At 31.4% G+C, this 21,675-nt stretch carries 15 protein-coding genes; 1 reads left to right on the top strand and 14 read right to left on the bottom strand.

Annotated elements, in window-relative coordinates:
• Positions 1 to 395 precede the first annotated feature (395 nt).
• From ACRPLY_RS14415 to dgt, 10 genes are all read right to left on the bottom strand, one after another.
• The gene (locus ACRPLY_RS14415; RefSeq protein WP_131887676.1) at positions 396 to 1,400 is read right to left on the bottom strand and encodes a PmeII family type II restriction endonuclease; all 1,005 of its coding nucleotides are present in this window, start codon (positions 1,398 to 1,400) and stop codon (positions 396 to 398) included.
• A 74-nt stretch (positions 1,401 to 1,474) separates the two neighbouring features.
• Positions 1,475 to 2,719 carry a DNA cytosine methyltransferase gene (locus tag ACRPLY_RS14410; protein ID WP_432231909.1) on the bottom strand — a complete coding sequence of 415 codons (1,245 nt, stop codon included), beginning with the start codon at positions 2,717 to 2,719 and terminating at the stop codon, positions 1,475 to 1,477.
• A 274-nt stretch (positions 2,720 to 2,993) separates the two neighbouring features.
• Positions 2,994 to 4,970, bottom strand: a complete 1,977-nt coding sequence (locus ACRPLY_RS14405; RefSeq protein ID WP_432231908.1) for a hypothetical protein — start codon at positions 4,968 to 4,970, stop codon at positions 2,994 to 2,996.
• A gap of 2 nt (positions 4,971 to 4,972) precedes the next feature.
• Positions 4,973 to 5,527, bottom strand: coding sequence for a hypothetical protein (locus tag ACRPLY_RS14400; RefSeq protein WP_432231907.1), 555 nt, complete (start codon positions 5,525 to 5,527; stop codon positions 4,973 to 4,975).
• Positions 5,528 to 6,703: 1,176 nt separating this feature from the next.
• Complete coding sequence (locus ACRPLY_RS14395; RefSeq protein ID WP_432231906.1) at positions 6,704 to 7,384, bottom strand: hypothetical protein; 681 nt, start codon at positions 7,382 to 7,384, stop codon at positions 6,704 to 6,706.
• Positions 7,385 to 7,909: 525 nt separating this feature from the next.
• Entirely contained in the window at positions 7,910 to 9,370 is a 1,461-nt protein-coding gene (locus ACRPLY_RS14390; protein ID WP_432231905.1) for a 5-methylcytosine restriction system specificity protein McrC, read from the bottom strand.
• Positions 9,357 to 10,874 carry an McrB family protein gene (locus ACRPLY_RS14385; RefSeq protein WP_432231904.1) on the bottom strand — a complete coding sequence of 506 codons (1,518 nt, stop codon included), beginning with the start codon at positions 10,872 to 10,874 and terminating at the stop codon, positions 9,357 to 9,359. Before ACRPLY_RS14385 ends, ACRPLY_RS14390 begins: the two co-directional genes overlap by 14 nt.
• 456 nt (positions 10,875 to 11,330) lie before the next feature.
• Positions 11,331 to 11,516 carry a hypothetical protein gene (locus ACRPLY_RS14380; RefSeq protein WP_432231903.1) on the bottom strand — a complete coding sequence of 62 codons (186 nt, stop codon included), beginning with the start codon at positions 11,514 to 11,516 and terminating at the stop codon, positions 11,331 to 11,333.
• Between the two features lie 458 nt (positions 11,517 to 11,974).
• Positions 11,975 to 12,703: a hypothetical protein gene (locus tag ACRPLY_RS14375; protein ID WP_432231902.1), complete on the bottom strand. Its 729-nt coding sequence runs from the start codon at positions 12,701 to 12,703 to the stop codon at positions 11,975 to 11,977.
• 25 nt (positions 12,704 to 12,728) lie between these two features.
• Complete coding sequence (gene dgt, locus ACRPLY_RS14370; protein WP_432231901.1) at positions 12,729 to 14,162, bottom strand: dGTP triphosphohydrolase; 1,434 nt, start codon at positions 14,160 to 14,162, stop codon at positions 12,729 to 12,731.
• A 1,147-nt stretch (positions 14,163 to 15,309) separates the two neighbouring features.
• Between dgt and ACRPLY_RS14365 the strand changes: the two genes are divergently transcribed.
• Entirely contained in the window at positions 15,310 to 16,854 is a 1,545-nt protein-coding gene (locus ACRPLY_RS14365) for a DUF4041 domain-containing protein (RefSeq protein ID WP_432231900.1), read from the top strand.
• A gap of 108 nt (positions 16,855 to 16,962) precedes the next feature.
• On the opposite strand, the gene ACRPLY_RS14360 is transcribed toward ACRPLY_RS14365, so the two are convergent.
• The 4 genes from ACRPLY_RS14360 to ACRPLY_RS14345 form a co-directional block, all read right to left on the bottom strand.
• A complete protein-coding gene (locus tag ACRPLY_RS14360) occupies positions 16,963 to 18,462 on the bottom strand; it encodes a hypothetical protein (protein ID WP_432231899.1) in 1,500 nt (499 codons plus the stop codon).
• Positions 18,463 to 18,476: 14 nt separating this feature from the next.
• Complete coding sequence (gene dndD, locus ACRPLY_RS14355) at positions 18,477 to 20,486, bottom strand: DNA sulfur modification protein DndD (RefSeq protein ID WP_432231898.1); 2,010 nt, start codon at positions 20,484 to 20,486, stop codon at positions 18,477 to 18,479.
• Positions 20,486 to 20,713, bottom strand: a complete 228-nt coding sequence (locus ACRPLY_RS14350) for a hypothetical protein (RefSeq protein ID WP_168760919.1) — start codon at positions 20,711 to 20,713, stop codon at positions 20,486 to 20,488. The genes dndD and ACRPLY_RS14350 overlap by 1 nt, the downstream gene beginning before the upstream one ends.
• Positions 20,714 to 21,237: 524 nt before the next feature.
• Complete coding sequence (locus ACRPLY_RS14345; protein ID WP_432231897.1) at positions 21,238 to 21,672, bottom strand: SMI1/KNR4 family protein; 435 nt, start codon at positions 21,670 to 21,672, stop codon at positions 21,238 to 21,240.
• Positions 21,673 to 21,675: the final 3 nt, after the last annotated feature.

The raw sequence follows: 21,675 nt of genomic DNA, 5'->3' as shown, positions 1-21,675 counted from the left end.
AAAACAAAATATAGGTAAATTAACCTATGATAAATTTAACACTATTTTACTTTCCTTTCAAGATACTATTAAGAAGAGAGAGATCCTTATGCCTTTATATTAATAATCCCCCTTATCTAAATATGTGGATAAGCTAAGGTTCTATATTCAATAATTGGTCTCCCATTCATATCAGATACAAGTCTTTAATGATTATGGAAGGTTGCTATTATAAAAACAGAAATTAATTCACTTAACAATATTTTATAAATTAATAATATTATAATATATAAACAAACAGTACTGATCATAAGCTTGTTCCTTATAATCAGTACTGTTATTTAGCTATTTACTGTAATAATTTTATGAGGGTTGTTAGTTACTTAATCACAGAAATGATTTTTTAAAAATCCTTATTAAGAATCAAACAAATTTCTTTTCGCTTTCTTTACTTTAATAGTTACAGTTCTCGATTTCCCCAAGCAAAAAATTATAATCTTAGCAATAGTTCCTCCTATTGCATTCTCTTTTACTTGTACAATTCCATATTCATCAACATTTATAAATTCCTCTCCACTTTTAACTAAATAATCAACTTCAGGTGATTGTGTCATATCAACTTCCTCTTCATCAAACATAAAGGCTTTGACGGATAACTGAAGTTCTTCGTGAATATCCATTGTCTTTGAAATTGGTGTTACAATTAATTGTTTGCATGCTCTTCCACTATTGAATTTAACTATTTTCTCCCAATTAATTGCACCGTCCTCGTTACAGAAATCATTAATAAACTCTTTTGTAAACCTATTGACTGCAGCATCAAAAGCTTTCCGGTATTCAACGAGATGTTGCTGAGGTCTATCTCCCATTACAGAAATAATTTTCAAATAAAATTCTGAATCTCCAGTTAGTTCTTCCCAGAAAGCTTGTCCTGCAACTTCTCTAAATCCCTGTTTATTTATTGCAGTTTCTTTCCTCCCATAGCCATATCCAACAATAGCATCAAAAAATTTCTTTCTTTTAGCTACTCTTTTTCTTAGAGAGTTAAAGTTGTCCGCTTGTTTTTTTCTACTATCAGCATTAAAAACATTGGTTCCACTTTTAACTGCAAATGCTTTATAAACATGCTCATCTTCAACAATTACGTCTACACCTTCTGTTTCTGCTACATGTCCCTTTCCTATTCTTTCTGCGAGTGGTTCGAAGAAGGCATCTCCAAAAATCCCCTCGTCACTGCTGGACATATAGGCTGTTAATATTTCACTTACGATATCTGAGGCCTTTTCCACACCTACAGCCTTATATAAGTAAGGGTTTTTGCGAGCTAATGTGTTTTTTAGTTCTAGCTTACTAATCTTTTCAATTCTCCTCTTATAAAAGTCATTTAAAAGTTCTTCAATAATTACACTTAAGTCTTCCATCAAACTTCCCCCTGTAAACATTTAACTGACAAGTTAATTATTTCACAGAAAAGCAAAAAAGCATAGGTTTTTTCCTATGCTTTCACCATTTCTATTTTTTTAGAATTATTTTTTTCTAAATAAGATATTTTCTTTAGTTTTAATCCGAAACTGCGTCTTCCCACAGTCTTTTTTAAACCCTTGTGTTTTTTTGAACGGTATCTAGCCTTGTTATATCTATTTTTCTTAGTAACAATTGCCTTTAAGATAGAATTACCAATTGTTTTTCCTAATTTAACAGGCACTGCATTACCAATTTGTGTGTACTGTTGAGCTAGACTTCCTGCTACTTTATATCCTGGGGGAAACTCTTGAATAGCCAAATATTCCTCAATACTTAATGGACGATCTTCAAATGGATGTCCAATATTTGTACTTTTTTGCACTGGGGATGTTAACAATGTTGGTGACGGACGATCATGGTGAATTCGTCTGAAGAATCCTACTTTTCCTCCTCCACTTTCGAAAGCACCACCCATAGCTTCTCTTACTACATCAACTGGTAAGTCGCGCCAGTTCCCACCACCAGAAGGAATCATCTTCATATATTTCAAACGGTCTTTTGAATAATTCATATGGTGATGTTCTATTTCTGTTAATTTCCAAAGTACTTCACTTACTGGTATCCATTTTTCTGTGCCATGCAGGCCATCTTTAGAGTGAGTTTGTATAGGGAATCTATAAATTCTTCTTCTTAAATCTTTTCTGATCCCTACAAAGAAAACACGCTCTCGTTTTTGTGGAACTCCATAGTCTGCAGAATTTATTAGTCTATACTCAATATGATAACCTTTAAATCGTCTTAACAAATAAGAAACAGCACTCCCTGCTTGTTCCTCTGATTCAAGGGGAGGAAAATCTTTTCCTCTTTGATTCAGCGGCCGATGTTTTAAAGCAGCAGAGAGAAGTCCCTTAACATTCTCCAGTAAAAAAGCCTGAGGTCTTATTTCTGTAACTAAATCCGCAAAGTGCAGCATTGCTTGTCCTCGAGGATCTGAAAATGCTTGACGTTTTCCCGCTGTACTAAAACTTTGACAAGGACTTCCTCCTACCATTAAATCAACAGTACTAGAGGGGGATAAACCAGCTGCCTTGTAGACTTTAGTTTTATTAAATTTCATTATATCACCTTGAATTATATTTAACCCAGGATGATTCATTCTTAAAGTTTCACAATACACTTTCTCTATTTCAACAGAGAGTTTAATATCAAATCCAGCTTCTTGAAGGCCTATATCCAGTCCTCCGGCGCCAGAAAAAAACGAAATAGCCGTAGCCATAAAATGCACCTCATTGCTTATATAAATCCTATTTGATACAGTATAACATTATTTTAAGAGTTGGTCCACCGTTAATTTGAGGGAAAGTCATTTGTTTTAGCAACTCACAGATAAATTGTTTTCTTTGCTTTCCCTCTGATTTATTATCAGTATAGTTTAAGCTCTAAATGAATTCAAACATATGGAAAGTGTACGTCTTTATATCTCTGAGCTAGACCTCTTTCTGAGTAATTAAAGGAGTAAATACAGCTCAGATAGCTTCAGATTCCACTTTTTAAATGTTCAATTTAAGTATAAATCCTGACCCTGGTGTGAGATGTAAACTTATTTCTACTTCAATTTCTATAACTTTATAACCTAGTAAAACGTACTCTATAGCTTCCTCCTTTTCAAAGAAAACAGCTATATCATTTACAATATTAATTTTATATTGATTTTCATTATTTATAAATGTAGTTAATAGTTCCTCTACTTCTTTGTTTCGAAGACCTCGTATCTGTACATTAACATTACCTATTTTGCAGCTATTTAATTGCTTATCTAAACCAACAATTACCGGTTCTTTGCTTTTCTCTAAAAACTCCAGGCTCTCAAGATAGTTATTAAACATTTTAATTTTTCCCTCTTCTTCAGTATAGAAAAAACCAGAATTACTAGTTAATCCGTCAATCAGAGAATTTATAGAAAAATCATTATCCTTTTCAACCTCTTTTACTAAATTGAAAAACTTCTCAATTTTTTTAGTCTCTCTAAACCTAATATCTTCTTTTATAAATCCACTTGTTTCAATACTTTGGAGTAAAAAATTTGTTAACCTTCTAACAAATATATTATCAAATAATTTCATCTGCTGTTCATCTTCTAAAAAATAGGATGTAGGATATGTACCTTTTAAAATAGTAATCTTTTTTAAATCACTACTGATTTCTTTATTTAAACCTTTAAGAAAGCTAATATCTTCTGCATTCCCTTTTAAATGTTTATACAGATATTGCGATTTATTCGATTTGGATTCTATTTTCTTTGATTCCTGTCTAACTTTACTAATATGAATATTCTTATATCTCGCTAATAAATATTCCTTCAATAAACTAAGCTCATCTTTATCCTTTTCCTGTTGACTTGAATACCCAAATACACTTTTAAATTTACGGTAATCTTCTAATACTCCCTCTTTTAGATTATTATCGTTTAATAAACTGCTTAGCATTGTAAAGAGTTCAGCTTCATTAGACACATACTCGTCAAAACTTTTGATATTATACGAAACTTCAGTGGCAGTTAAGAACAAGAAAAATTCTCTAACTACTGAGTTCATCATAAGCCATTTAGCATTGTCTTCATCTACAAATTGTTCCCACTTACTTAACTCATTTTTAATTTCTTTATAATATACCCACGAACTCTCAACTTCGTAATCCAGCAGAGATTGTAAATTAAAGTTAAGTTCAAGTAATAGATTCTTATACTTTTGTTTTTTCTCATTTAAAAAATTCTCTTTTAAGCCCAGATAGTAGATATATATAGACGTAGTTAAAAACAACTTTTTCAAATCTAATTCTTTTGAGGAATAAGGTCGGCTTTTTAATTTTTTCGTTAAAAAAATAATTCTGCTAATATCTCCCTGGTCAATCATCGCTTTTAGCAAATATAAAACTATCTTTTCTGTAAGCTTTATTTTAGATTCATCCTGTCTTATTTCTGAATGAAATGGTAAAAAAATACAGTCGGAAATAAGACTTCTAATAATTTCTTCCTTTTCTTCTTCAGTAAGGTGCCTGTTGTGGAAAATAGTGTAGTAGTATCTTGCAAAATAACTTGGAACATCATTGTCTTGATAATAACTATTATAAGTTCCAGTATTTTTAAGTGCATTATATAATATAGACTGAAAAGAAAGATCTCTTATTTTATTAGGGTTATCCATTTCCTTTATTATTCTTAAAAATTTATATAATATTGAGTCTACATTTAAATTGTGTTTCTTATATTTGTTACTAATATTAAATATTGAGTTAACCATATCACTTGTTTTATCTAATAAATCCACATCTAATAACTTTTCGCCAAGTTTGTTTATATATCTAGTCCACTCTTTTTGAATATTTGACTTTTCCGGATTATTACTATTTCTCAATATTTGTTCATATACTAACCTGAAAACTTCAATGTTTTCATCCAATTTATCAAGCTCATTTTTTTGAATGCTTTCTATAGTGTGTGAAAATAAATTTTGCAATTCCTTTTCCATTTTTATTTTTCCTCTTCTTTCAATTGCTTGTTTTCTTCTTCAATGCCAATACGACATTGATTAAGTATGTAATCTTTGAGTTCCGAATCAACCTTTTCATCAAACAAAACTACCTTAATACTTGTATAAACCATATTGACTATTAATACAGTACCTATAAAAAATATAAAAGCCACAGAAGAAAGTGCTCCATATGCTACGAAGAAATAACTAACAAATAACAAGATAATACTCAAAACTATCACGTCATGATATTTAAGGAATTTTGGTTTGGTTATTAATACGTGTTGTAAGATTTTGATACCATATCTTTTTTCTTTGTTTAATCCTACTATCAAAGCCAATATTGCAATTGTTAAGGTAGTTACACCTGCTTGAACTTGCCATATTGTATTTATTAGGCTATCACTCTCTTTTTGCCTAATAGTTAGAACTTTAATTAGAAAACTCTCATGGACATTATTAAAATAAGAAGCCTGCAAGATGCCTATAAGGATTACTGATATTACAAAAAATATTATTTTATTAACAGAAAACATCCACTTATCTTTTTTCATTTCTTTCCTACCTTCCAGATTTGTTCCACAACTACTAGTGTATTATAATTTATTTTGATATAGGTTGGTTAAAAAACAGAGAGGTTAAATTCTTTTTCATATTATACTATAAACAGAATTAAGAAGGTACGAATTTCCTAATTATGAAATATAAACTTATAAGGTTTCCCTACAGTCGACTTATCTTACGTTACATATAAAATATACACTTATAACCCTTTTCTTATATGGATATTGGAGGGATAGCACGTATGCCTGATTTCACCCATATAGGGCTTTAGCTCAAATATATAAGGACACTGTTACTTATTATTAAAAGGTATATAAACCTCTAGGTCTAAGTATTAACTATAAAATATCTAGCCATCTTTAAGTATTCTGACAGAGGAATTTATTGCGGTGGATAAAACTTCGAAAGCAAAGAAAAATAATATTATGAATTTAATTAAGTTATACTCTTATCTAGAAAATTTAATAGCTAAAGCTCCCTAGAAATAAAAGTAAGTTTTAGAAAAGTTGGTAACTCTTTGTTAGCGACACCTGACATTGTAGTCTAAATATATATTCATATTTATAGACTCATTCTTTTGACATACTTGTGATACCTATGGATACATACCTAACTTAATCAGATAAACTAGAGAAGAATCAGGCTAGAGATAAGAGCTTATAATCTTAACTAAATTGGTAATACTTCAGATATTCTTAGGGTTTGGGAATATAAAATAAGAGAAAATCTCAAGTGAACAACGGAAGACATTGTAACTTTTATTAAAAAAGCTAAAATTGAGAATAGTAGAAAAAACCTCTATAAAGGCTAGTGAACTATCAAAGTAAGATTACTTTAATTTTCATTAAAGTATAGGTTGGGCTCCCTTAATCAGAAGATAGATTCTTGCTATTGGGGCTTGTTGAAAGGCTAAAAGGACATTAAGAAGACTTTAGAATTATATTTCATTTAAGAATTTAACCATTTGAGTGCCCATGCTATTGCTAAAAGGACACCTCTGCAACCTGTTTATATGTCAAAGTTAAAATAATAATCAAAAACTCAACACTACTAGGTTCAGTAATAAAATTGAGAAAGCGATTTAATAAAGCTTTGACTATCCAAAGCTTTATTAAATGTGTTAAAACCGTTAACCTACCGTGAAAAATCCTTCACCAGAGAAAATATTAAATATGAGTATCAATTGACCGTATTACTTTTCCTATTTCAATTTCTAACAAAGTATATATAATATCTGTTTTATCCCAAAATTGTGCACCTACAAGTTTTGGAATTGTACCACTATAAGTCCATTTACAATGACAGTCAATACATGCAACAAAGTATGCATTACTAAAAGCGGCTAATTCCTCATCCGATCTATGGGACTGTGATCCTGTTAATGTATCCTTCTTTGTTTTTAATTGTGAATAATAAGGTATTTTGGTAGTTTTATCAACTAAAATAACATCTATGCCTTTTAATTTTAATCCTAATTCTTTCTCTGGCGAAATAACATTACTAGACAATACCGCTATACTCTCCCATAAGTTACCTATTTTTGTTGATAAACTTCTCGTAATTTGATTTGCAGCCCCACCAATAGGAGCTTTATATTTTGTAAACAAATTAGATGACCCTAATAAAGCTCTAGACTTTAACTTCGGTATTTCTGCAATAAAATTCTCCTCAAAGTTTCTCAAGATACGGCCAATCTGAGAAGTATTATTAGTTTTGCCCGCTAATATCGTTGGAATTTGACTATTTATAACAGGTTCCCACATGGTAGATAAAACAATTGGATCAGTTATACTATCTGGATTTTTACTATGAAGAGTTATAAATTCGTTATATAGAATATCTTTCATATTTCACACCCTCTAATAGCTTATTAGATTATTATGTTCAATATTTCTGTAATTTGATCAAATATCTCCTAATCGTTACGCAATTATTAATTAAAAAAATTCCAGAAGTTCAAAAAATAATAAAGAACCTTTTTTAAAAATCCATACCTATTTTATGGTAACTTACAAAATAATCCCCTCCCTCTACATTCTTTATTTTCTGGAATTACATGTAAAAAAGTTAAATGGATGGTATAAAGCAAAAAACAAACCAGCTTTAATTCAAGGGTTTTAAGGGGAAGATGTAGATATAATTTAGGCGAAAAGAAGGCGTTAAGCAGGTGGTCAGAATACGATTAAGACGCTTATAAATTCCTATACCCTCTAATAATCTACCTGAGAACCGCCGTTGTATAGCTCTCTCCCTAAAAGTAACCCCTGTAGAGTCCCAGAATATGCGACTAGCAAATTGCTGAAATTAATTATTATTTACGCGAGAAGAAGGTAACCCTAAGTTAATTCTTTTGAGATACCTTCTTCTGGTTATTATAATTTTCCTAGCATTTCAAAAATTTCACTGAAAGTATATCTTACATTTAATTCAAAGTTTCTTTTCCACTTGCTAAATGTATCTTCTACTTTTGGCACATATAACGCAAAACAATAGAATCTATTTCGAGTATTATAGGGGCTTAAATCAAAAGCATGTTTTGAAAGTAGGCCCTGATTGGTAGGAAAAATTACTCCTGCTGCGACCGTATTAAAGGAAATCATATAATTGATTACTTGTAAATAATCATCATATACAGAGCTTAACGACCCCCTATTTTCTGCAACTTCATACCACTTCGGTTTAAATTTGGCATCTAGAATAAAGAAAGGTGATCTATCATTTCTTCTGAATACGAAATCAGGACGTATTTCTTTTCGAAAACTATTATCACCACTTTCTTTAAAAATCCTTATTTTGTTAGATATATGTACAACAAATTGTTCATCTGAAGAATACTTTTTATAACTATGCAATAAGAACTTCTCCCAAAGGTCTGGGATATAAAATAACAACCCGCTTACCAATTCTTCTGTTCCATCAAAAACAGAAACACCTAAGTTTCGCATAATTTTAATACAGGTTTTTCGCAGTGCCTCGTATTTACTATAAAATGGGTGGGAAAGAGGTGTTAAACTTCTGACCATAACTTTACTAATATTACTTGTATAAAAGGATGGTACGGCTTCCTTTAATTTTTTTATAATTGTTCGTATTTTATTATCACTATCCATATGCCAAAAGGATTCATTTGGAAAACTCTGCTTCAAGTGATGATAGGTATGGAGAATCAGATTGTTAATAGTATTATCCACCGTATGTTCTTTTGTACTGTAAGCTACCTTTCCATTAAATATCATATTTTCTTTAATGTGTCTCCCAATATCAATTGTCCCTTTCAGCCTATCATTATTTAGCTCCTGTCGCTGATAAGTTTTAAACATCCCCTGCTTAAATGCTTCTTGGAGCTGTTTTTTAAAAAGATATAGCAATAGAATTGTAAATAGACTCTCTTTATTCGACTCTGTTTGATAATCATCACTAAAGTTTGGATTTTCATATGACAACATATAGGAAAGAAAATAAGGCTTTTCCTCATCGAAGCGAGATGTAACCATAATCTTTACATCAAAAAGAATCGATTCGTCTTCCTCCACTTTTACTGGTATATCCTTAACTTGAACTACACCTACTAATCCTTTTGTTTCAAACATGCTTGTGGAGGCGATAGGATCAAAATCAATGAACTTTAATTTATCTCCATCGTTATAACCTGTTTCAGTTAGATTGGCTGTTAATTTTGAGGGCTTGATTTTCTCATTTACTGCTATTTCAAAAGCTTGAAATTCAGGACTGCCTTGTTCAATGGGAACCAACTTACCCTCAATAACAGCTTCCAGTTTTTTATAGAAAGTATAATCTTTAAAATGAAAAAGAAGCTGTTTATTCTTTGTCATCCCTATCTCCTATAAATGCTGTATTACATTTATTTATAAATTGGTTCGTATCATTATATCCTCTACAGTACTCTTTCAAAATCGGCTCAATTCGATATTCCCAGATTTCTTTTTTCGCTCTAAGCGTATCTTCTAATTTAGTTTTTAAATATGCTGGACCAATATGGTAGGCATCAGATAATCCGAACTTTTTGCCCTCTTCACCACTAATAATATCATTCAACGCTATTGCACTTTCCACTAGATTGATCACATCTATATTGTCATGTATTTCTTTGCTAGATTGCATTTCCTCTAAAGCCTCTTTCATAACGTCATTTGCTTTTACTTCAATCCACTGAAATCGCCGTCGAAGGGCAAAGTCAAAGGCTTCAACGGAACGATCGATATCATTCATCGTTCCAATAATATAAACGTTCTTAGGAATAAAAAAGCCTTCTTCAAACACATCTTTTTCCATCTGTGTTGCTTTATTATTCTTAATTTCATATGTTGGCAAGTTGCTGTATTGGGTATTAAATGGCTTGTCTCGATAATTCTCCTCAAGCCCATACATAAGCTCCCCAAAAACTCTTGATAAATCAGCACGATTAATCTCATCTATAATAAAAAAATAGGCTTTTCCTTCATCAGATGTTTCTAGATTCTTATTATTTTCAACAACTTTGCGACAAAAACGTTTAAAAACACCATCAAGTTTTACAAATTCAGTCTTTCCGCTCTCAACTTGAGCAGGGCGGATCCCTTCTACAAAATCGGTATAGTCATAAGACGAATGAAATTGCACAAACTCATATTTTCTACCCTTCCCAATTTCACCTGCTGTAGCAAACTCCTTAGCAAACTTCTGTGAGTAAAATGTCTTTCCTGTTCCAGGTGCACCGGTTAAAATAATTTGGCGAACATCATTTTTTAGAAGCTTTTTCAATTTATCATGTATTATACTTGATTTTTTTACAGAAATACCACTCACCTTCTCACCTTCACCAGATTCAAAAATCCTACGAAATTGATCATAACAATTGTTCAACCTCTCTAATCGATCTTGCCGAACCGTGCTATTTAAAAATGTGCTATTTTTAATCTTCCCAATTAAATCTTGAGAAAAATCGTCTATACTATCATCTAGGTTTACATCCTTTTGAATAAAACTTTTCATCTCATCAGACATTTTTCGACCATCTTTGGTTTCAACTTTGTCACCGAATAATAGATTACAATAAAGTCCATCTGCATTCTTGTAATTCCAAAATTTATTTCCATTTTGCCTAAAGTTATTTTTAAATGAATGTCTACTAGGTGCACGCTCCCCTTTTACCATAATATCAAGATGACTTGATCCTGGCTCTTCACTTCCAATCAAGACCATTAAAAAAGCATCAAAGGCAAACTTATTTTCTATCTCACTCCTTATTTTTATAATATCATTCAGAAGCCTTTCGCATCCTTTTTGATTGTATAACTCACGGAACTCTCTAACCGTCGTTTTGCTTGTATTAATCACCTATAATTCTCTCCTTATTAAGCTCATCTTGAGTTCCTCACTTTTTCATGATTTCAGTTTCGTTTACAACCCTTATCCCTAACTCCATTATCCATCTCATATATTCTGATAAATTCTATGAATATAAAATAAACACTTTATTATGTGACTCCCTTATGAACTTTGACACTGAATTTTCTGTTATACAACACTTCAACACTACATAAGATTTAGACTTTCCTATAATATATTAAAAATTGAAGTCTATAAAAGTTCAACTTTGAATGCATAACTATTATAATTTACTCCATAAATATTTCGAAACGCATTAAAAGGGATCGAAATATAGTAGGTAGCTTTCAAACGGGAGAAAAAATAGAAAATAATTTATTTAATAAAGAAGAAATCTTTAAACTTTTGAGACTCCTGCTGAAGAAACATTCCATAATCTAGATATATATTGAAAACAATAGATATTTAAGATGCTTTAACTACTTTTATAGGAATGAATAGCAATAAAGCTAAGATTTCATTTAAAAATTCATATACTTCTTCTTCTTCCGTATATTCTTGCCCTTGATGTGTTATGTCTTCAGTAATAAATAAACAATCAATTTTATCCTTAAAACGCTGATTTAAATAATCAAAGAAACCTATTCTCATAACATCTATATCTTATTTTTTATAAATCAAATATAAAGCTGATAAATGTAACCATTCCATTATAAATCCCTTCCATAAAACCAAATAGTTCCATATCACTGAGATAATAGTAACAGAGTGTATTATATTATTCAATATTATAAATCTTTTAAACAATTTATTATTAAGATTTCCTTGTTAATATTTCTTATGCCTTCTTAAACGAACCTGCTAATAGGAGATTAAGTGCAACCATTCAACATATGCCTTAACCTTTCAAATTATTTTCACTTTATTTTTTGATTCTAACACTAACAAATAATGTCTTCATAAGTTCAACCACTTAAATAATTAATAGAAAACCCACATTTAAAGTAAGGCTTTCTTTTTACAATTTGAAATTTAAATGGAAACTAAGCTATAGGATGCTCTTTCTTTTTAAGAATAAAAAAAGCCCCTGCACTTTTGCAGGAGGCATACTATTGTACAACAAGCATATTTTCTTCACGAGCGGATTGTAATTTTAAATCCCGAGTTTCTTTATTCCAATCTATATTAGCTTCATGATATCTTTTATGTTCAATAACCTTTAAACTATTTATGGCATCTACGTAGTTATCATGATGTTCTAGCCATTTCCGAAGATAAAGGTTTAATTCATCAGAGAACTTTAAATTATACTTTTGTTTAAATTTAAAAGCCCTAGTTATATTTAAATCAGGATAAGGGTTTTCTTGTAGAACAATGTCTAATACCTTTTGTTTAATTGTATTCTCATAAATTTCATCAAATAGATATCCAGTTGTTAAATTATAAAATAAAGCATCAATATTTAAAAAAACAGTCTTAGCTAAGTCATTGACATCTTCAAAATCAACTTTACTTTCTTTAAAAGCCCAAGTGTTTTTAATATGCCATACATCAAACTTTAATCCATCAATGTAGAATTTATATCCACCAAATTTATTTTTTCTAAGATTATACTCTTTTGTATTAAAATAGCTTAAGTCGATATTACTATTATTATTAATAATAATATCGAAATCTCTAGGCATTATCGAAAACTTGTGCTCAATATAATCCCTTACACAACCTCCGAACAATAAAAGTTCACCCTGTTTTTCTAACTCAGTAACAAATTTAGCTGCACGAGGACGACTTGATAGAATGTTAAAAAAGCCACTTCTTATTTCTGGTAAAAAGTTCATTCTATCCCACTCCTTTAAAGAATCTTTATGGCATCTTAACTCCTTTTAGCTTTTGATGTAAATCTAAAGCATAAGAATCAGTCATACCTGAAACAAAATCAGTAATTAATAATAACTTATCATATAACGATAAAGATTGCATCGTTTTTTTAGACTTTCCCTCTTCATCTAAAGAATAAACAAATCTAAAATTATCCGATATCATTCTAAACAATTTTCCTTCTCTAGGTTTATGATCTTCTTCTAAAATAATGTCGGTAAAGATAATCGCGTTTACAAATGTATTTAATAAATCATTGATTACTGAATCTCCCACTAATTCTAAAGACAAAACTTCCTTATTAGGATAACAATAACCAGAGACTAACCTTTTCAAAATCTTTTTAATTTCTTTAGCTTTTTCAGTTTTATTTAATAAGTCTCCCGTAAAATTACCTGTCATAATATCATCGTAATTATCTCTAAAAACATCTATACACTCTTTAATCATTTGTCCTTGTGCCCATACTTTAAAGTTTTGAGCACTTGTAAAACAGTAATCAGGAAATTTTAATTCTTGAGCATCAGCATATTTTTTTTCTAACTTTTTCATACTTTCTTCATAATATGGGCTTAAACTCTCAATGATGTTAGGAAATTCTTTCTCCCAAGGAATAACTCCTTTTTTTACACTATCTTCAACATCTGCACCCAAATAAGCTATATCATCAGATGCTTCAAGAAAATAAGTTAAGGGGTTTCTTTTTCCCATAAACTCTTCTCCCACCGTCTTCTTGATAATATCTTCTGCAATGTTTTTATCCTTTTGAAAATAACCAAACTTTTTCTTTTCTACTGCTACTTCATGTGATGAATCCCAAGGATACTTCATTAAAATAGACAATGTAGCATATGTAAAGTTGATTCCATATTGATTATTTAAAAACTGTAAACTTGTTAAAATTCTAATTCCTTGAGCATTCCCGTCAAAATGAAGAAAATCATTTATTTCTTCTTGCGTTATTCCTATTTTATAATTTGGATGTTCCTCAACTTTTTTCATTTCCGCCTTATTTGAAAACCACTTTGCAAACCAACATTTTATTACATCTTCTCCGTAATGACCAAATGGTGGATTTCCAATATCATGAACTAATCCAGCAACAGCTAAAATATTCGGTATTTTACGATAATCATCCGTGGTTAGCTCTTTTTTATCATTAATTAGCCATTGTTCTAACCATGTTCCAAATGAACGAGCTATGGCTGATACTTCCATAGAGTGAGTAAGACGAGTTCTGATAAAATCATTATCTTGTAAGGGATAAACTTGCGCCTTATCCTGAAGTCTTCGAAGTGATGAAGAGGCAACTATTCTATCATAGTCCTTTTCAAATTCATTTCGATGATCAGTTTTTTTTTCTTTCTTATTTCTTCTATCATCATTTAGCAAATTTGCCCATAACATCCTATTACTCATTTTTTTCCTCCTAAAAATCTGTATCTTTTATACTATAAATTGTACCTACCATCCCAAAATTAGGCAACTAAAAATTTATTTTTTAAAAGTTTATTTTAAGTTAACAATAAACAACGAAATCAGATTAAAATTATTATCTTTTTAAAAGCCGCGTAAACAAAGCAGCAACCTTCTAACAGATAAGATTCAAAATTGAAATTGACTTCGACTCAGCCAAGGTAAACTTCCATTTTATAAGTAATGAGCATTTAGTAATATAGATCACTAATTCCTTGTCACAAAACTTTTTCTTAAACAAAGTAGAGTAATTATAAGCTATACGCTTTTCTTAATTCATAATACGTAAAATATATAATGAACGCTGTTCCACAATTTGATATTTTAGGAATGTTTATTACTATTGATTACCACAGTCCTTGTTACCTATAGATTTATAAGCGACATTCATTAGAATCATAAAAATTTCTGACTTATTGACCATAATTAAAAGCTTTCACTCAGCAGTACTCTTTAAAATCAAATTATTAAGTCTTTAATCACTAATTGATCAACTCTTACTTTATTAACAAAAAGTTAAAACTCATACTTGCATTTAAACTCACAATTTTTGCAACTTCTTTTTATATCTATTATTTCAATACATCTGCTTTTATAATGTCATGAAGGTGAAGTTAAATCATACATAAATTTCTATGCACCTTAAAAAACTTCCGTTTAAGTCATAAATTGACTGGAAATGTTCATCTAAGAAGTATCCACGTCGTTTAGATTGGTTATTAATATTACTGAATTAAATACATAATGGTTTGTACTATGATAGTTATTTTCTATTTCCATCGGCTTAAGTTTGAATGATGCGTTATACTTTGTCTAATCATTTTCAAACTCGAAATCAGCTCCTGGATAATAAGTTGAACTATATCCTTTTATACATTGAAACTATCTTAAAAAGTATTATAATGAAATCTGTATCGTTACAAAAATTACTAATTGGGGGATTCATAATGTAAAAGACACCGCTGTAAAAAGAAGTTATTCTTTAGTAGGCTCTTCTATTAGAAAGATAAATTTAAAAGATTAGTATTAACGCAAAATATAGTATCAAGAAATCATATCTTTGCTTTAACTTATTATAGGGGGATTAATCATGTACAAAGAAAAGTGGTATCATTCACCTTGGGTCATTGGCCTGTTATTCGGATTTTGGTTTTTTGTTATCCCTTTAATTCTTGGAATTATACTTATTATTCAACGTCACAAAGCTTTGAAAGAAGCTCAAAATAAATGGAAAGATAACAATATTGATGAAATACTATCTCTTCAATATCCTATAAAAGAGTTGAAGAAAGAACTTATTCAACTAGAGGAGACTAAGAAAGAAAAGCTTAATGAATTAAATGAGTTAGAAGTCATCTCAAATTTAGTTGAATATAAAAAGCAATTAAATGAAAAAGTTGAGGAATTGAAATCACAAAAAAATAACCTATTAACTGAGGTTGAAGAAATCACATCCGTTGCAAATGCAGTTGAGGATAAGAAAAAAGTCATTCAATCTATTGAAGAGTTAAATTCTAAGAAACTGGATGTTATAAATGAGATATCATTGGTACAAGAGGAATTAATTCTATTAAAAGATGAGCAACTTATGCAATCGTTTGGCTTTTATGAACCTAAATATGGTTTCGAAACTTCAGAAGCTTATCAAGTAAAACTAACCGAGATTCGTAAACAGCAACAACAATTAGTAAAAGCAAAAGAAGCTACGGATCACTTTTTAGATTGGGCTATTGGCAATGACAAGAAAAAAGGAAAAGAATTCATATTAGATACGATTAAATTAACACTAAGGGCCTTTAATAATGAATGTGATAACGCTATTTCCAAAGTTAAATTTAACAATATAGAATCAAATGAAAAACGAATAAAGAAAGTTTATGAAGATTTAAATAAACTTACAGATATGCAGCAAGTGTCCATTAGAAGAGAATATTTAGAATTAAAAATCGAAGAATTATATTTAAAATATGAATTTGAACAAAAGAAACAAGAGGAGAAAGAAGAGCAACAAGCCATCAAAGAGCGGATGCGTGAAGAGGCAAAAGCCTTGAAAGAACTAGAAAAAGCGAAAGAAAAAGTTGAAAAAGAAGAAAAACACTTTGTGCAAGCTATTGAAAAGATGAACGAGCAACTTTCAAACTCTAGCGATAATGAAAAAGAAAAATTGATAGCTAAGCTCAGAGAGCTAGAAAAACAGCTTGAAGAAACAAAGAAAAATAAAGAAGATGTTCTATATCGTGTGCAAAATACAAGAGCTGGTTACGTTTATATAATCTCAAATATAGGATCTTTTGGTGAAGATGTGTACAAAATCGGAATGACTAGACGTCTGGAACCAATGGATCGTGTAAAAGAATTAGGCGATGCATCTGTTCCTTTCACATTTGATGTCCATGCTATGATTTTTAGTGAAGATGCTCCAACGCTTGAAAATGCTATTCACAGAGCTTTAGCACATAGAAAAGTAAATAAAGTAAACGATAGAAAAGAATTTTTTAGAGTCAACCTACAGGAAATAGAGAATCTTGTTAAAAGCAATCACAATAAAACAGTGGAGTTTACAAAATTAGCACAAGCTGAGGATTACAGAAAAACATTAACCTTAGAAAAAGAGCTGTTACAAGAGATTTCATAATGATGAACCTATTATAAATTCAAACTGATAAGGGAGGGATAAACCCTCTCTTATTTATTTTACGTCACATTATCAATTTTTTCATTCAGAAAATAGTTTTATGATATTTTAAACTTTATTCCGATAAAAGAATAGATTTCCATCAAACATAGTGAAATCCTTATCTGCAAGGCTTAAACTTCGGGTGTACACTCTTCCCATTTTTGCATGGGCTAGTTCCGTAACAAGGTCTGATGCTACGTGTCTCCCAACTGCTAAAGCCTTTTCTAAGCTGGCCCGCTGATTATCACTTTTTAATAAAAACGTAAAATTCATCTGAGAACTATAGTCAAATTCCTGTTCGAGGTCTCCATATCCTTGGGAGAGGAGGAAAATAGCTACCCCACGGCTCCTTAATTCTCGAATCATCTTTTCAAGTACTGGATGTTTAGTATTTAAATATGCATGAGCCTCATCGATTACCACAATGGTTCGTATCTCCCTTGAGCCGGTTGCTTCATCGAACATTGCATCTGGTAGCTCTAGGGCTTCCTGGTAAAGTCGTTGTAGAACAAAGAATGCAAGGAGTTCCTTAATTTTCATGTGTCCCTGTATTTTATGAAGATCCAGTACAAAGGTCTTATCTAATAACCTTTTATATGACTCCTTCCCACTCCTTGGGAGATGTTGAGAAACGTTTAATTTATGGAACAATTCGTATAGCATGTCATAAGCAATACCTTCTTCTTCATAGGTGTGTGTCATATGACGAAATACAATCTCAGCATCCACTTGATTTCCATGTAAATTGTAAAGAGCCTGTAAGTAATGGAAAAGCCGAAGCGATTGCTTAGGCCCCATTTGGGATTGGAGACATGTAATACAGTCCTTTAGTTCTTCTAGGCTTCTGTCTGAAGTATCTGAAAGGGAGAAAGGATTAAAAGGTAACCCCTCTTCATCAACTTTACATACTTCTGCACCTATCGCTTTAATATATTCATCATTCGCAGCCACATCGCCTTTCGCAAAGTCGAGAAAGATTATGTTAGTAAGCGGTGATTGCTCTTTTGTCTGAACAGTCAGCTCCATACCAAGCTGTGTCTTACCACTATTGGACTTCCCGCAAATAGCCACGTGCTGGTTGGTCTGATGGTTATTGAAATGAATAGTTACAGGTATTTTATCTTCAGTAACACCAATGGTCCAGTTTATAGCGGGTACATTTGAAGAAGTAACTAGCTTTTGTGGCTGCTTTCCAATAGGGGCTTCTCCTATGTAGTCCCATATTAGTGGAGCATTTCCCTCTTCCTGCCGTAGTAATTCAATACCAAACTCCATAGCCTTTAAATACCATTCTTTTTTGGCTACCTGTTCAAGAATAGGAATGTTCATTTTCTCCCTAACAGCAGCCTCCAAAATTGGGTGATCAAATGTTTCAATACGAATTGCCATTTTCTTTCCTGGTAGTTTCGGGACTTCATACTCTGCTGGCAATTCCATAATTCCTTTTGCAATGGCAAAACGATAAAGGGATTTAGGGGTAATTTGCTGATGAAAACGGCGAACCCTTAAGTAATGCAGATATTCCCATGTCTCATGATTTACTAAAAAACGTTGATGTTCGGCCATCGATTTTTCTCCTTTTACATAAAGTATCCTTCTATTACATCGACCTGGTCATGTGTAGGATTATCAATCAGCAAATAGCTTCTTGCAATCTTTGGATTTAACATTGCTTTTTGTTGCGATGTTATCTCCGAATCCGTACTTAATAATATTGTTTGCTTTGAAGAGTACGGAAGGTAAATACTATGTAAGTGCCGTCTATGCGTTTGATCTAGCCTTCCCTCAACCGTATCAATTACTACTCCAAACTCGCGATCTGACGCTCGAGTTAAAGCGGATAATACGCACATAGCATATATCTGCTTTTGTCCTGAACTTAACATGTCTTTATGGATGATTTCCCCATATGGATCCTCAAATGTAATTTCAAAAGTGTCCTCATGAATTGAGAAATTCCGATAATAACCATTGGCTTTGTTAATCATCTCACAGAAACTTTCTCGAAAGAAATCAAGTACTTCATTGGCTTTAGCACGTTTTAACATTGTTAAATAGGAGCTAACGATATTCTGAATTTTTTCGATTTTTTCGATTTGTACAGTTAGACGTTCATTTCCGCTCACTTCTTTCTTGAGCTGATTTTCTTCTTCCTGGAGTGTTTTTATTTCATCTTTACACTCCTGTACCAATCCATTGATTTCCTCCAACTTCTGTTGCAATGATCCGTGTTTTTCCAATAAATTTTCTAGGGCCTTTTCTTGTTGGGTAAGTTGTGTACCAGTTGGTAATCCTTTTAATATCCGTTTTATTTCTTCGATCCTTATTTGGTTTTCTATATATGACTTCTTGAGATGAGCTAAAAGCGGATTATTCTGCCGAGCCTTTTCTATCTCCTCACCAATTTCCTCCGTTAAGTATTGGCGATCCACGTGAGATAACACTTCATAGTGAAGAGAAATGATTTTCTCCGATACCTTCTTGTCACATAAAATATCCATCAGCAATGAAGAAAGACAAGATTTCTGTTCGGGTAGTAACGGAGGTATAATAGATGAATCGTCAAGTATTTTTAAGGCTTTATTTGCTTGTTCTAACTTGTCTTCTCGTACTTTCTCTGACTTGGCCCTTTCCTCCTCTTCTCCTAATCGCTTTTCAATCTTTTGAAGTATAGGCATTAGTATCATAAAAGGTAGATGTTCGGTAGTGTTTTCTAATGCTTCTAACTCATTCTCTTCCAATCTCGCTCGGCATTCTTCAAGTTCCTTTTCAAGGAGCGGTCGTTCTTTAGTAGAAGGGAGTCCATATTCTGAAACCCACCTTGTAGCTGATTTTATTTCCTTTAAAAGAGATTCGTTTTCTGCCAACAGTTTTTTTCGATCCTTTTCAAACCTTTGCAAGGCTGCCTTGGAACGATGTTGTTTTCCAGATAACTCTAACAAATCGGCCATAGATTTAGAGCTTGTTTCTTTAGCCATCTGTTCTTTAATGGTCTCTAACGTATCATGTAATTTTTTGTGAATGTTAATATTCAACACATCACCAATAGCTTCGCCCATTGCTTCATTCATGTTGGAAGCTTCTGCGAGTCTGCGAACTTTTTCTCCGTCAAAAATAAAAAATTTACTCACATCAACAGGTATCAATCGATTTATAAAGTTTTGAAATTCAATCGAATCTTTGTATTGCTCCTGTTCAAAACCGTTAATGGTAACAGTTATATTTTCATCCATCACTCTCCGTTGCTGAAAGTGCCATTCACGTTTCACTGTAAGGGTGTCATGTCCACCTTTTCTCTTAAATAGAAGAAATGAGACTTTAACCGAAGATTTACGCTTTCCTTCAAAAAAAGCCCGGTTATTTAAGCGTTTTCCAATTATTTCATGATATTGGTTACGATTCTTTAGAGATGGTGCGTACTTACCAAATAAGACTAGGTTAATGCCATCTAAAAATGTTGACTTGCCAGCACCATTCTCTCCTCCGATCAAAATGATGTTTCTTCCAGACTCAAAGTCGACGGCTAATGGTATTTTTACATCTCCATAAAAACTACCGAAGTTTTGAAACTCTATTTCCGTGTAATACACTATATCTCTCCTTTTTCATAAGATTCAATTACAGCTAGCATTGCCTTAAAAATGCCACTTCTAGAACTTTTCAGTGTGTAAGAATGCTCAATGTCTAGCAGTTCCTCATACAAAGAAGATTCGATCCCAGACTTTTCACACATACCTTGCAAAAATTCTTTTTCAAGCGATATACTTGGTGACTCCCGCTCAAACCAGTTTTCTTCATATATATCATTTTGAGCCAAATGAATCACTCCTTAAATTAAGATTTAATGGTTATAATATCCAAATAATTGTATTTAGATACAATATCTTTGTAATAATCACCAAAAATATCTAATAAAAAAATCTTCTATAACTTTCTTAAATAAACTTTTGAAATATTTCTACAAGCTAATCTCGTAAACTGATGCTAAAAAATATGAAACCAAACTCTTTTTCATGTCGAAACTTATTTTCTAAATGCATAAAAAAAGCCTAAGGAATCTTAAACCCTAGGCGAATTACTCTTTATAATTATTTTAAAGATACCATCAAATCCTAAATCTCTTCTATTTCACATGTCATTAACCCATGTTCAAAGACTAAATTGATAAACTTAAAAATACATAAAAACCATACTAAGACCGACCCTTCTTAACAATGTCTACCTAAACAAAAAAACATTGACTAAGGCTTAGCCAATGTTTTTTACTTGTTGGGTTCTTTATTTTACCTATCGTTCATTCTTTAATATAAATAAAGTCTTTAATATTCAATAAATATTGTATTATTCTAAATCGATATAATACTTATCATCTTCAATGATTTTCTTTAAAAATTCTTCTAAGGAATCCGCGATTTTTATATCGTCATAATAAATAGCATTATTTTGCTCTTCACTTATTTCTATTAGTAGCAATGCGCTTTCATTAGCTTCAAAAAATATTAATTTATCCTCCTCCAGATCTTCGTAAACTTCTATATCAGGATAAAATTCAAAATCATTAACTTTTAATCTAGCATCTCTGATAGAAGAAGGCCCCATAATACGATTGATATTATATTCTGATCTTTGAAGGAAGCCATAACCAACCTCTAAAAGAAACTTCTTTAATTCAAAAGGGAACTTTAACCCTAATGTTCCTTCTACCTCTTCAATATCATTTTTACTTACAGGATAAAATTGATTATCTTTTTGATTCTTAACAAAATCGTATCTCATAAT

It is taken from the genome of Priestia sp. TGN 0903, from assembly GCF_050846855.1.
Taxonomy (GTDB): Bacteria; Bacillota; Bacilli; order Bacillales; family Bacillaceae_H; genus Priestia; species Priestia zanthoxyli.
This window is presented reverse-complemented; position numbering and strand designations above follow the sequence as displayed.

Coding starts and splice junctions, on each gene's coding strand:
- ACRPLY_RS14365 (WP_432231900.1), top strand. CDS start 15,310: ATGTACAAAGAAAAGTGGTATCATTCACCTTGGGTCATTGGCCTGTTA.
- ACRPLY_RS14360 (WP_432231899.1), bottom strand. CDS start 18,462: ATGGCCGAACATCAACGTTTTTTAGTAAATCATGAGACATGGGAATAT.
- ACRPLY_RS14415 (WP_131887676.1), bottom strand. CDS start 1,400: ATGGAAGACTTAAGTGTAATTATTGAAGAACTTTTAAATGACTTTTAT.
- dgt (WP_432231901.1), bottom strand. CDS start 14,162: ATGAGTAATAGGATGTTATGGGCAAATTTGCTAAATGATGATAGAAGA.
- ACRPLY_RS14380 (WP_432231903.1), bottom strand. CDS start 11,516: ATGAGAATAGGTTTCTTTGATTATTTAAATCAGCGTTTTAAGGATAAA.
- ACRPLY_RS14395 (WP_432231906.1), bottom strand. CDS start 7,384: ATGAAAGATATTCTATATAACGAATTTATAACTCTTCATAGTAAAAAT.
- ACRPLY_RS14390 (WP_432231905.1), bottom strand. CDS start 9,370: ATGACAAAGAATAAACAGCTTCTTTTTCATTTTAAAGATTATACTTTC.
- ACRPLY_RS14410 (WP_432231909.1), bottom strand. CDS start 2,719: ATGGCTACGGCTATTTCGTTTTTTTCTGGCGCCGGAGGACTGGATATA.
- ACRPLY_RS14405 (WP_432231908.1), bottom strand. CDS start 4,970: ATGGAAAAGGAATTGCAAAATTTATTTTCACACACTATAGAAAGCATT.
- ACRPLY_RS14375 (WP_432231902.1), bottom strand. CDS start 12,703: ATGAACTTTTTACCAGAAATAAGAAGTGGCTTTTTTAACATTCTATCA.
- ACRPLY_RS14345 (WP_432231897.1), bottom strand. CDS start 21,672: ATGAGATACGATTTTGTTAAGAATCAAAAAGATAATCAATTTTATCCT.
- ACRPLY_RS14400 (WP_432231907.1), bottom strand. CDS start 5,527: ATGAAAAAAGATAAGTGGATGTTTTCTGTTAATAAAATAATATTTTTT.